The 12,018-nt window shown below is 43.9% G+C and carries 12 protein-coding genes; 3 read left to right on the top strand and 9 right to left on the bottom strand.

Annotated elements, in window-relative coordinates:
• Nucleotides 1-5 precede the first annotated feature (5 nt).
• Together AR1Y2_RS08690 and AR1Y2_RS08685 are read left to right on the top strand one after the other, a co-directional pair.
• Nucleotides 6-347: a MerR family transcriptional regulator gene (locus AR1Y2_RS08690; RefSeq protein ID WP_137328608.1), complete on the top strand. Its 342-nt coding sequence runs from the start codon at nt 6-8 to the stop codon at nt 345-347.
• A complete protein-coding gene (locus AR1Y2_RS08685; protein WP_137328607.1) occupies nt 320-832 on the top strand; it encodes a GyrI-like domain-containing protein in 513 nt (170 codons plus the stop codon). The genes AR1Y2_RS08690 and AR1Y2_RS08685 overlap by 28 nt, the downstream gene beginning before the upstream one ends.
• A gap of 90 nt (nt 833-922) precedes the next feature.
• Here AR1Y2_RS08685 and ilvC read toward each other — a convergent pair whose 3' ends face one another.
• From ilvC to AR1Y2_RS08650, 7 genes are all read right to left on the bottom strand, one after another.
• On the bottom strand, nt 923-1,939 hold the full coding sequence (gene ilvC / locus AR1Y2_RS08680; protein WP_137328606.1) for a ketol-acid reductoisomerase: 1,017 nt from the start codon (nt 1,937-1,939) through the stop codon (nt 923-925).
• Nucleotides 1,940-2,009: 70 nt separating this feature from the next.
• Nucleotides 2,010-2,510: an acetolactate synthase small subunit gene (gene ilvN, locus AR1Y2_RS08675; protein WP_137328605.1), complete on the bottom strand. Its 501-nt coding sequence runs from the start codon at nt 2,508-2,510 to the stop codon at nt 2,010-2,012.
• Between the two features lie 66 nt (nt 2,511-2,576).
• Nucleotides 2,577-3,857, bottom strand: a complete 1,281-nt coding sequence (locus AR1Y2_RS08670; RefSeq protein WP_137328604.1) for an LCP family protein — start codon at nt 3,855-3,857, stop codon at nt 2,577-2,579.
• Between the two features lie 195 nt (nt 3,858-4,052).
• Nucleotides 4,053-5,117: an LCP family protein gene (locus AR1Y2_RS08665; protein WP_243118894.1), complete on the bottom strand. Its 1,065-nt coding sequence runs from the start codon at nt 5,115-5,117 to the stop codon at nt 4,053-4,055.
• A gap of 75 nt (nt 5,118-5,192) precedes the next feature.
• Complete coding sequence (locus AR1Y2_RS08660) at nt 5,193-6,116, bottom strand: glycosyltransferase (RefSeq protein WP_137328602.1); 924 nt, start codon at nt 6,114-6,116, stop codon at nt 5,193-5,195.
• A 20-nt stretch (nt 6,117-6,136) separates the two neighbouring features.
• Complete coding sequence (locus tag AR1Y2_RS08655) at nt 6,137-8,398, bottom strand: DNA gyrase/topoisomerase IV subunit A (protein ID WP_137328601.1); 2,262 nt, start codon at nt 8,396-8,398, stop codon at nt 6,137-6,139.
• 12 nt (nt 8,399-8,410) lie between these two features.
• Nucleotides 8,411-10,324 (bottom strand): DNA gyrase/topoisomerase IV subunit B, encoded by a 1,914-nt coding sequence (locus AR1Y2_RS08650; protein ID WP_137328600.1) that lies wholly within the window; start codon nt 10,322-10,324, stop codon nt 8,411-8,413.
• Between the two features lie 169 nt (nt 10,325-10,493).
• On the opposite strand from AR1Y2_RS08650, the gene AR1Y2_RS08645 reads away from it, so the two are divergent.
• Nucleotides 10,494-11,153, top strand: coding sequence for a hypothetical protein (locus AR1Y2_RS08645; protein ID WP_137328599.1), 660 nt, complete (start codon nt 10,494-10,496; stop codon nt 11,151-11,153).
• Nucleotides 11,154-11,219: 66 nt separating this feature from the next.
• Here AR1Y2_RS08645 and AR1Y2_RS08640 read toward each other — a convergent pair whose 3' ends face one another.
• A complete protein-coding gene (locus tag AR1Y2_RS08640) occupies nt 11,220-11,729 on the bottom strand; it encodes a VanZ family protein (RefSeq protein WP_137328598.1) in 510 nt (169 codons plus the stop codon).
• 40 nt (nt 11,730-11,769) lie between these two features.
• Nucleotides 11,770-11,958 carry a DUF6472 family protein gene (locus tag AR1Y2_RS08635; protein WP_137328597.1) on the bottom strand — a complete coding sequence of 63 codons (189 nt, stop codon included), beginning with the start codon at nt 11,956-11,958 and terminating at the stop codon, nt 11,770-11,772.
• Nucleotides 11,959-12,018 lie beyond the last annotated feature (60 nt).

The following is a 12,018-nucleotide window of genomic DNA, read 5'->3' as shown; positions in this document are numbered from 1 at the left end:
TTAAAATGATTAATAAAGATTTATATTTATCCACTGGTGAATTTGCAAAAGTAGCCGGTGTCACAAAACATACGTTATTTCACTATGACGATATCGGCCTGTTTTCCCCTGAAGTAAAACTGGAAAATAACTACCGATACTATTCTATTTCGCAGTTAGAAGTGTTTGATGTCATCTTTACACTGCGCCAGCTGGGTGTTCCCCTGTCAGATATTAAAGAATATCTCGATCACAAAAGCCCTGAAGCCCTGTTTACGCTTTTGGAGAGAGAGGAACATTCCATTGATCAGAAGATCCGTAAATTAAAAACCACAAAAAAGTGGCTGCAAAAAAATCTGCCCTGCTAAAAGATGCTTTGCAAAAAGATTTCAGCCAGATCGAAATCTTAAAAACACCGGCTCAATACTATATTGCCACACATTCTTCTTCCGCAGATGATAAGATTGTGGCAATTAAGATCAGTGAACTTTTGATGCACTGTGATAAGCTTGGTATCAAAAGCCCATATAACATTGGTTTTCTCCAAAGTGCAGTGGATATTCATCAAGGTATCTATGATAATTACCTGCATGTGTACATGTTGTTTGATACCCCTCCTAAGAAGATCACTTATACAACGAAACCGGAGGGTCATTATCTATATGCCTATCATCATGGTCATTGGGATACGATCGGAGAAACTTATTATAAAATCTTAGCATATTCGGAGGAACATAAGCTTACGTTGGGAACTTCTTTTTATGAGACGACAATTCTTGATGAACTGACTCGTTCCGGTTACGATAATTATGAGACACAAATTTCTGTTCAGATTATGGACATGGATAAATAAGATAAAACCTAAAAACACCTCAGGCAGAGAAATCAATTGCTGTAAGCATGATTCTCTGCCTGAGGTGTTTTTATATTATGTAGTTATTTTTTAGTTATTGATCAGTTTGTCTTCGTCAGACCAGCTGTATAAGCTTCTGATCTCTTCTCCAACTACTTCTGAAGAATGCTCAGATGCTAACTTTCTCATAGCCTTGAAGTGAACCTGGCTTCCTGCGTCAGACATATCTACTAAGAAGTCTTTTGCGAAAGTTCCGTCCTGGATGTCGGAGAGGATCTTCTTCATTGCCTTCTTTGTGTCTTCTGTGATGATCTTAGGTCCTGTGATGTAATCACCATATTCTGCAGTATTAGAGATAGAATATCTCATTCCTGAGAATCCTGACTGGTAGATCAGGTCAACGATGAGCTTCATCTCATGGATACACTCAAAGTATGCATTTCTCGGATCATATCCAGCTTCTACTAATGTCTCAAAACCAGCCTGCATTAACGCACAAACACCGCCGCACAGTACTGCCTGCTCACCGAATAAGTCTGTCTCTGTCTCTGTTCTGAAGGTTGTCTCAAGAACTCCTGCTCTTGCTCCACCGATAGCCAACGCATACGCTAAAGCTGTATCTAATGCTTTGCCAGTAGCATCCTGCTCTACAGCTACTAAACAAGGAACACCTTTTCCTTCTTCGTATTCGCTTCTTACAGTGTGTCCAGGTCCTTTTGGAGCGATCATTGTTACATCCACGTCTTTTGGAGGCACGATGCATCCAAAATGGATATTGAAACCATGAGCGAACATTAACATGTTTCCTGCTTCTAAGTTAGGTTCGATGTCATTCTTGTACATTGTAGCCTGTTTTTCATCGTTGATCAGGATCATGATGATATCTGCTTTTTTGGCAGCTTCAGCGGCTGTATATACTTCAAATCCCTGCTCTTCTGCTCTCTTCCAGGATTTGCTTCCTTCATATAATCCGATGATGACGTTGCATCCGGATTCTTTTGCATTAAGGGCGTGTGCATGTCCCTGACTTCCGTAACCGATCACGGCGATGGTCTTTCCGTCTAAAAGTGATAAGTTACAGTCTTCTTGATAATAAATCTTTGCCATTTTACATTCCTCCATTTTCTAGGCTTTATAAGTAAGGGGTATTCCCATACCTTTTGAATTAAATGTGTGCCTACTTGACAAGTCTCGGCACGGTTTCCCCGCGGGACAGACCGGTAAGCCCTGTTCTCACAAGTTCCAGAATATCAAAATCTTCCAGTAAACTTATGAAAGCTTCAATCTTATTGACATTTCCGGTGAGTTCAATCATCAGTGAATCCTTTGCCACATCCACAACTTTCGCTCTGAATATATCAGCAATCGTGATGATCTCCTGCTTTTCAGCCTTGCCTGTACGGACCTTGACCAAAATCAGTTCCCTGCAGACAGATGTGGGGTCTTCAAGTTCCACAAGTCTTATGACATCCTCAAGCTTGATCAGCTGGTTCTTGATCTGAGCCAGGATGGTGTCATCCCCGCTCACTGCGATGGTCATTCTTGAAAACTTCTCATCCTGTGTCTTGCAGGCTGTAATACTGTCAATATTATAACCTCTGCGGCTGAACAATCCGGAAATACGGCTGAGCACTCCTGGATTATTTTCAGCTACAATCGATAATACAATTTGTTTCATAGACGACTTAATCCTCCTAACAATTCTATCAATTCTAATAATCAGTGTCAAGAAATCACTTAAAATCTATTCTTCTGCGTTTTCCTGACCTGTATTATCCGGTTTCGCAGCAGTTGTGGCATGAGTCGCCTGGGTGGACTGCGCCGTAGTCGCATGGGTCGCAGATGTGGACGGCTTTGAGGTAGATGTGGAAGCCGGCCTTCTTGTGCTGCTGGTGGATGATGTGGAATAACTGCTCCTTGTGGAACCGCCGGAATTATAGGACCCAGTATTCCCGGAACTTCCCGACGAGGTGCTGGTGTTTGAAGAAGTGTCAGATACCCCTGAATATCCAAATGTCTCCACACCTCCGGTTCCGCCGTATTCCTTGGCAAAGGCCTCATCTGATCCGTCACCGACCTTGCCGTCACCGAAAATAAAGTAATTCATCGCCGCTTTGTTGGCATTAAAGTTAATAAAGAAGACAAACATATTGTGCTGTGCTCTTCCCATCTTATAGGAGCCCTCGATCGGTATCCTCATCTGATCAATATCCGTGGTGCCCATTTTGATCACAGACGCCGCAAGGCTCTTCATATAATCAGCATCCATATCTGTGGAGACATCACCCAGCACCTTCAACGCGATATCCAGAATCTTTGTCAGGCTCTGGCCTTTCACCTTATTAAAAGTAGCTTCCAGGACAGCTCTCTGGCGCCCGGTACGGCCAAAGTCACCATCTCCGTACTTCTTGGATACTACATACCGGATCCTGGAATATCCAAGAGCCTGGTTTCCATTTAACGTCTGTTTCCCGGCTTTTACAGTGCGGTATTTCTTTTTGGAAATGTAGTTGGTCGTATTCAGATACTTTGCCTCTTTTTCTTCCAGATCGATCTCGATGCCGCCCACTTCATTGATCACCTTTTCGAAGGTATCAAAGTCTACGACACAGTATTTGTCAATCTTAATCCCAAAGTTTTTGGCAATGGTCTTATATAGGAGTTCCACACCACCGTATGCATATGCTGAATTCAGCTTATCTTTACCGTGTCCCGGGATCTCCACATAGATATCCCTCATGATTGAGGTCAGTTTTAACTCCTTAGTCTTGAAATTGATCGTTGCGATCATAGAGGAGTCAGACCGTCCGGCGGCTTCCTCGTCGGAACGCCTGTCTGAGCCTACCAGCAGAATGTTCACAACATCTTTATCAAACTTGACGTTTCCAACGTCCACATTGCCCAGATCTCCATTTTTGTTAATGGCGGCTTCCAGCCGGGCATCATAATATCCAAGAACTCCTCCGGCCGCGACGGATATTACTAAAAATATGCTCAAAATGATTTTATATGTCTTCAGCGTCATGCTAATCCTCCTGAATTTGTATGCCCGCAGTGCATCCCGTGCTTTATGTCCTCCGGACGGCACGATCTGCGCCATAAGGCATATATTAGTCTCCAATTATAGCACATTATATCAGAAAACAATAGGCAGTTTCTTAATTAAAACTGAAGTTTTTACAATATCTATGCTAAATCGACTTTATGTAACAGTAAAAAGTTATCTTTTATAACTTCCAGGGGAACTGTCCACCGCATCCTCAGAATCCGGTTTTGCTGAATACCCATAGGTCTCTACATTTTGATATCCGCCGTATTTCGTGGCAAAATCCTGATCCTTTCCTTTGCTGAAAATAAAATGCTCCATGGCCGCCTTATTGGCATCAAAGTTGATAAAGAAAACGAACATCCGGTTCTGGGCTCTGCCCTGCATATAGGTTCCCTCGATCGGGATTCTCATCTGCTGAACCTTCGGCACTCCGAACTGGACCACAGACATGACCAGACCTTTGATGTAGCTGGCATTCATGTCAGTAGAGACATCATCCAAAGCGCTGAAGCCGATATCCAGGATCTTCATTGGATTCTGTTTGATGATCTTCTTATATGTGGCTTCCAGAACAGCCCTCTGACGGCCGGTCCTTCCGAATTCCCCGTCGCCGTATCTGCTGTTTGATACATAACGCACTCTGGAATAGCCGAGGGCCTGATTTCCGTTCAGCGTCTGTTTTCCCGCTTTTACGTTGCGGTACTTCTTTTTGGAAATATAGTTGGTCGTATTAAGATAATTAGCTTCTTTCTCCTCCAGGTTGATCTCGATGCCTCCAACCTCATTGATTACCTTCTCAAAGGTAGAAAAGTCTACGACACAGTATTTATCAATCTTAATATCAAAATTCTGGGCGATTGTTTTGTAAAGCAGATCCACACCGCCGTAAGAATATGCTGAATTCAATTTATCTCTTCCGTGGCCGGGAATATCCACATACATATCCCGCATCAGAGAGGTCAGCTTTAATTCTTTTGTCTTCATATTGATCGTGGCAATCATAGAAGAGTCGGACCGGCCTGACTCTGTTTCATCTGACCTGCGGTCAGAACCCACCAAAAGAATATTAACTACATCTTTATCAAATTTAACGTCGTCTCCCACATCTACTTTGCTCAAATTTCCCTTTGGTGTCACCGAAGCCTCCAGCTTCGCATCATAGTATCCTAAAACTCCTCCGATTGACAGAGCAATTACAAGGAAAACAGCCGTAATAATTTTAAATTTCTTTCCCAATTCCTTATCCTCCAAACGTATGTCTGTAATTTTATCTATTGTAACAGAAAAAAAAGCTAGAAATATTAAGAAAATCTAAATCTTTTCATACGAATCCCAATAAGAGCGGTTCATGGTCAGTTTCAGGATCAGGCTTTTCGGGAGCTTTTTATAATTTCTTCCCAGTTTGTATCCAATATATTTGCAGACAGTGTCTGCCATGAATTTAGGGATCTTTAAGAATCTCCCTGTAAACAGTAAATGCTTTAATGTGTTGAGCACCATCTTCATGCCCTCTGATTCCGATGACACTTCTAGAAACATGCCTCCGTAGGAAACCTGTGAGACTGCCAGGTCAAAGTTTCTGTGCAGTTGGTCAAAACAGCGGTAATTGTGCCAGTGCCATACGGCGGCGTCTGCCTCATAGGCAATGGTTCTGCCCGCTTCAATCAATTTAGAGGCCATGATCATATCCTCGTTAAAGATCGTCTTCTTTATGAAACCGCCCATCTCGTCATAGTCCTTTTTACGATATGCGCTGCAGACATTGGAGCAGAAAAATGTCTTGATCCCAAGCCTCGGTAAATCTGCCTTTGTCTTTTTAGAACTTTCGGCGGGATAATTGAACGTCCTTGTATAGTACTCCAGATAATTGTCCTTCGGATCTGCCAGCTGTCGTCCGTATGCGGCTCCCACGTCCGGGTCTTCAAACGCTTCCAGCAGATGTTTTGTCAGGTATTTATCTCTCGGCACAGCGTCATCTGTCATAAATGCTATGATGTCCGCATCTGACAGCGAGGCACCATAATTCCTTGTACCACCGTGGTCAAACTCTTCTTTCTTAATATGCTTCACAACCACGTTGGGGTATGCATCGTTCAGATGTTTTGTGAAGAATTCCTCCTCCGTGTTAATCAGATAAATAGTATCAAATGTGACCGTCTGCAGAGACAGGCGCCGGAGGGATTCCTCCAGCTTTTTCCCTGGCTTATAGGTTGGAATTACAAGATCAATCGTCATGTTCTCTCTCCTTTTTGTTCTCAGCGCCGGATCTTGGAGCCTTTTGTATCCCGTCTTGCAAGTTTTAACTTATTAAAATCCAGCCGCTTGCCCTTATAATCTATGGATGTAATATCGTCAGATTCCATGAGATAAATGTGAAGCAGAATATCATCCTTGGAAAGCTTGATCCCTCTTACGCCCACGGCACCCTTTTTCTTTTCAGGAACCTCCTCCAGAGAAAATCTCAGAAAGATCCCCTCTTTTGTCTCTAATATTACCATATCCAAAGCCGCCGTTCCACCTTCGGTTTTCAGAGGTTTCACTGAGAGCAGGGCATCCCCGTCTGACAGTTTTGTTGCGGATACCGTCCTCTTTGTCACCTGGAACTCACTTCCGGAAACGATCTTTAACATTCCCTGTTCTGTTGCAAATAAAAGACTGGCATGGATCATATCCTGGGCAGCCAGCACAGCGATGATGGCTTCATCCGCGCTGTCGTAATTGCCCAGATTGTCGATCGGGGTTCCTTTATCCTTATATTTCCCTGCCGGTATATCCAGTACCTTGATCTGATGTAAAACACCGGTGTCTGTAAAAATACAGATCTTGTCTGTATTCATGCACGGAACAATATATTTATAATCCTTCGGTAAATTTTCCTGGTTTCTCTGGTAAACTGCCTTATCCAATGTCTTAGCATAACCAAAACGGTCCATGACAAAGTAAACCTGCTCCTCTTTCACCGGCTCTTCCTCGTAGACAGCCTCTGCTCCGTCCTCAATGGCAGTTTTTCGTTTTTTCTGGTATTCCTTCTTTATAGCAGCCAGATCTTTTTTCATCACATTCCGCATAGAATCTGGATTATTTAAAATATCCTCATATTCCGCGATTTTGGACACAATCTCATCGTATTCTTCCCGCAGCGCCAGGATCTCCAGCCCGATTAATTTTCCAAGCCTTAAATCCAGAATTGCTTCCGCCTGTTTTTCTGTGAAAGACAGCTTGCAGGCTTCGATCATAGACTCTGAGGATTTAAAGCGGATATTGCCCACTTCTCCCTTTGTCAGGCAGGCTTTTGCCTCTTTCAGGTTTTTACTGCCTCTTAGAATCTCAATGATCAGATCGATCATGTCACAGGCTTTGATCAATCCCTCCTTGACTTCACGCTGGTCGTAAAGTTTGTTCAGAAGAGTCTTATATTTCCGTTTCACAAGACCATAGTGGAAGTCCGTATGATGCGCAATGATATCCCGGAGGCTTAGTGTCTCCGGCCTGCCGTCCACAATGGCAAGCATATTCACGCCGAACGTATCCTCCAGCTTGGTCTTTTTATAAAGCAGATTTTTCAGGCGCTCCACATCGGTGCCCTTTTTCAGCTCCAACACGATGCGGATCCCTTCTTTGGACGATTCATTGGAGATATCCGCAATATCTGTCGTTTTCTTTGATTCAATGAGACCTACAATATCAGAAAGGAACTTACCGATATTGGCTCCGATCATCGTATAGGGTATTTCCGTGATGACCAGCTTGTCCTTTTCTCCCCGCTTCTTTCCTGGCTCAAAGACAACCTTTCCTCGCAGCTTCAGCTTTCCGCAGCCCTGGGAATAAATATTCCTTAGATCCTTTTTGTTTACTACCAAACCTCCGGTAGGGAAATCAGGTCCCTGGATATAGGTCAGGAGTTGATCATTGTCCACCGATTCATCATCCAAATATGCGGTCATAGCATCCACCACTTCCCCAAGATTGTGGGGAGGAATGCTGGTGGTCATACCGACGGCGATCCCCTCTGCGCCATTGATCAGCAGATTGGGCACTCTTACCGGGAGTACCTCCGGTTCCTTTTCCGTCTCATCAAAGTTGGCTGTAAAATCCACCACATTTTTGTCCAGATCTGCCAGGTATACCTCCTGGGTAAATTTTTTCAGCCTAGCCTCCGTATAACGCATGGCCGCAGCCCCATCGCCTTCAATCGAACCAAAGTTTCCATGTCCGTCTACCAAAGGCATTCCTTTTTTGAAATCCTGTTCCATCACCACCAGTGACTCATAGATGGAACTGTCTCCGTGAGGATGGTACTTACCCATGGTATCACCGACAATTCTCGCAGACTTTCTGTGGGGCCTGTCGTATCTTAAATTCAGCTCGTCCATGGCATACAGGACACGGCGCTGCACTGGCTTTAACCCGTCTCTGATATCAGGGAGAGCCCGCGCACAGATTACGCTCATGGCATAGTCAATATATGACTTCTGCATGACCTCAGAAAACTCTGCCCTTATAATATGTTCCGCCATCTTTTTTCCTTTCTATATATCCAACATCGCATCACTTGCATTATCATAAATAAACTTTCTCCTCGGCGGCACTTCGCTGCCCATAAGCATGGAAGTCACATCGGAGGCCATTCTGGCATCTTCGATCTCGATCTGCTTTAAGGTCCTTGTTTCTGGATCTAACGTCGTCTCCCAGAGCTGGCTTGCATCCATCTCTCCGAGACCTTTGTAGCGCTGGAGAGTGAAGGATCCCTTGTGGGAAGCCTTATATCTTTCCAGAGCCGTGTCATCAAACAGATACGTCTCCTTTCCCTTTTTAGGAATCGCTTTGTACAGCGGAGGTGTTGCCAGATAAACATGTCCGTGGGTGATCAGCTCCGGCATAAACCGATAAAAAAAGGTCAGCAGAAGTGTAGCGATATGGGCACCGTCCACATCCGCATCTGTCATGATCACGATCTTTTGATAGCGCAGCTTTTCAATATCAAAATCATTGCCGTAGCCTTCTGAGAATCCGCAGCCAAATGTATTGATCATCGTTTTGATCTCCGCATTGGCGAGGACCTTGTCCATGGTTGCCTTTTCTACGTTAAGAATCTTTCCCCTGATGGGAAGAATGGCCTGGGTACGCCGGTTTCTGGCAGTTTTTGCAGATCCCCCTGCGGAGTCTCCCTCTACGATAAAGATCTCACACTCCTCTGGCCTACGGCTCTCACAGTTGGAAAGCTTGCCATTACTGTCTATGGAAAGTTTCTGCCTCACAAGCAGGTTAGTTTTGGCTTTCTCCTCCGCTTTGCGGATCTTTGCTGACTTTTCCGCACAGGCCAGGACCTTTTTCAGCGTGTCTAAGTTTTTGTCAAAAAATAATACCGTCTCTTCGCCGGTAATTTCGCTGACCACTTTATTGGCATCGGGGTTGTCCAGTTTGGTCTTTGTCTGACCCTCAAATCTTGGCTCTGGATGCTTTACGGATATGATTGCTGTCATCCCGTTTCTCACATCTGCTCCAGTAAAGTTTGCATCCTTATCTTTTAATATGCCAAGCTCTCTCGCATATTGGTTCATCACCGCCGTGAACTTGGACTTAAACCCTGTGATGTGGGTTCCGCCCTCCGTGGTATAAATATTATTGCAGAATCCGAGAATATTCTCTCCGAAATCTTCCGTATACTGAAAAGCGATCTCCGCCTCAATCCCGCCGATCTCTCTTTTATAGTAGACAGGATCATGCAGCACGTGCTTTCCTTCATTCAGCTTCTTCACATAGGCACAGATTCCTTCCGGCTCATGGTATTCGACCATTGTCTGTTCTCCTGCCCGTTCATTGACATATGTGATCTTTAATTCTGAATTTAAGTATGTGGTCTCATGCAGACGGTTCCGAATCATGGCAGCTTTAAAATAGGTCTTGTCAAATATTTCAGGATCCGGATGAAACTGAACCTTTGTGCCTGTTTCAGATTTTTTGCAGCTTCCGATGACTTTCAGCGGCTCTGTAACCTTTCCCCGCTCAAACTGCTCCTGGTAGATCTTTCCGTCCTGTTTTACCGTGACACACAGCCAGGTGGACAGGGCATTGACTACAGACGCGCCGACTCCGTGGAGTCCTCCTGAGATCTTATAGCCTCCGTCTCCAAACTTTCCTCCGGCGTGGAGCATGGTAAATACCATTTCCACAGCTGAGATCCCGGTATGCTCATTGATGCCCACAGGGATCCCGCGCCCGTTGTCTTCGATCACCGCTGTCCCGTCATCCTTTAACGTGACGGTGATCTGATCACAGTGCCCGGCGAGAAACTCGTCCACGGAGTTGTCAACGATTTCATATATCAGATGATTCAATCCTTTTGTTGAAACGCTTCCTATATACATTCCCGGCCGTTTGCGGACTGCCTCCAGCCCTTCCAGCACGGAAATGCTGTTTGCGTCGTAGTTTTGATTACTCATGTTTTCTATTCTCCTCCCATTACCTCAAGGATTTTCTAAAGTATTCTATCACACAACCGTCGGAAAAACAAACTTTCGATTCTATTCGTCATTCATTGACACCCTTCGTCGAAACTATTATAATAGAACAAGTATTTATCATATCATTATAGGATTGGGGAAATGAATTATGAAGAAAATAACAAAATTGACAGCTCTGGTTATGGTTACAGTCTTTGCTATGACTCTTCTTGCCGGATGCGGAAAAAAAGAAGCCCCGGATGCAGATAAATCCATGGACGCCTATTACCAGCTGATCGTCCGCCACAAAGCTGATGGAATGACAGGCTTAGGAATTGACTCAGCCGAGGTAAACGACACATTGGATGTGTATAAGAAATCCACGATTTCTTCCCTGAAGGATAATTTCAAGTCCGCAGGCATCACCTTATCTACAAAGGATGCAGAGAACATCTACGATTCTCTATCCCAGGCTTTATCCGATCTCAAATATGAAGTGAGCGTAGACAAGCAGGAGGATAAGGAAGCATCCGTCACTGTGAAAGCACAGTACATTGACTATCTGTCCGTATTTAAGGATGCCAAGAAAAAAACAGTGGATGCACTGAAGCCTCAGCATATTGAGACAAAGGAAGATGCACAGAAGCTGTTAGTACAGAACGTGGAGAAAGGCTTTAAGAAGATGAAACCGTCTTCTGACATGAAATCAAAGACCTTTACTCTGACGAAACAAAATATAAAGAGCGGAAAAGAAACCGTTACTTTATATTTCCCGAAAGATTCCAAGCAGACAGGTTCTGATCTGATCAACCTTGTGACTGGAAGATAGTTATTAGAATGTAAGACAAAACAGCACCCCAAATGTAAGATTTTAATCTTACATTTGGGGTGTGTTTTATTGGCACGCTGCGTTTCTCTTTTTGATCCGTCTGAACACCGTACCGGCCAGCATACAAATACAAATGCCGGTCAATGCTCCTGCGCTGTCAATCATAACATCCCTGATCTGACAGCTTCTTCCCGGGACAAAATATTGATGAAGTTCATCTGTTGCTGCATAGATAATGCATATGACCCAGGCAGTAAAAAAAAGATGTATCTTCTGGTATACGTCAATCTTCAGCGCCCTGAATACCAACACTGCAAGAAGCGCATACTCCATAAAATGTGCTGTCTTTCTGACGTAATGATCTATGACAGAGAGCATATCGTACAGACTGCTGCCGATTGTTCCGGCCTCAGCCTGGGTAATCCCCATTAGTTTTGTCACCAATCGAGTGACTCCCATGCTCATCTGCTCTGAATCATTGGCTGTCTTCGCTGAAAACATAAAAATCACTGTCATCATTACAATAACCAATGCCCAGGAAATGATTCGCCTTTTTTGCAAATTACTCTGTTTCATGATCTCTTATCTGTCTTCCTGTCTCTGCTGATAGTTTGTATCACATCTGTTTTCTGACGATTTTGTATTCATCATTATATTGAAAATATGGACAGTTAAAATTAGAATATGTCATAAAACGTATCAGTTCGTCTTCATCTAAATTCACATCGCACACATAAGAGCCATAAAGATCATCGTACACGTAGTTGACACAAGATTCGCAGTTGCTGCTTCGTTTGCCTGTCAAAAAAAACACCTCCTATTCTAATTCTATTTGCTGCCTTAAGTTCCTGTCTTTATTATACTG

It is taken from the genome of Anaerostipes rhamnosivorans (genome assembly GCF_005280655.1).
Lineage (GTDB): Bacteria > Bacillota > Clostridia > Lachnospirales > Lachnospiraceae > Anaerostipes > Anaerostipes rhamnosivorans.
Note: the sequence above shows the minus strand (reverse complement) of the source record. Positions and strands in the feature narration are given on the sequence as shown.

Coding starts and splice junctions, on each gene's coding strand:
- AR1Y2_RS08670 (WP_137328604.1), bottom strand. CDS start 3,857: ATGACGCTGAAGACATATAAAATCATTTTGAGCATATTTTTAGTAATA.
- AR1Y2_RS08650 (WP_137328600.1), bottom strand. CDS start 10,324: ATGAGTAATCAAAACTACGACGCAAACAGCATTTCCGTGCTGGAAGGG.
- AR1Y2_RS08645 (WP_137328599.1), top strand. CDS start 10,494: ATGAAGAAAATAACAAAATTGACAGCTCTGGTTATGGTTACAGTCTTT.
- ilvN (WP_137328605.1), bottom strand. CDS start 2,510: ATGAAACAAATTGTATTATCGATTGTAGCTGAAAATAATCCAGGAGTG.
- AR1Y2_RS08655 (WP_137328601.1), bottom strand. CDS start 8,398: ATGGCGGAACATATTATAAGGGCAGAGTTTTCTGAGGTCATGCAGAAG.
- AR1Y2_RS08690 (WP_137328608.1), top strand. CDS start 6: ATGATTAATAAAGATTTATATTTATCCACTGGTGAATTTGCAAAAGTA.
- AR1Y2_RS08640 (WP_137328598.1), bottom strand. CDS start 11,729: ATGAAACAGAGTAATTTGCAAAAAAGGCGAATCATTTCCTGGGCATTG.
- AR1Y2_RS08660 (WP_137328602.1), bottom strand. CDS start 6,116: ATGACGATTGATCTTGTAATTCCAACCTATAAGCCAGGGAAAAAGCTG.
- ilvC (WP_137328606.1), bottom strand. CDS start 1,939: ATGGCAAAGATTTATTATCAAGAAGACTGTAACTTATCACTTTTAGAC.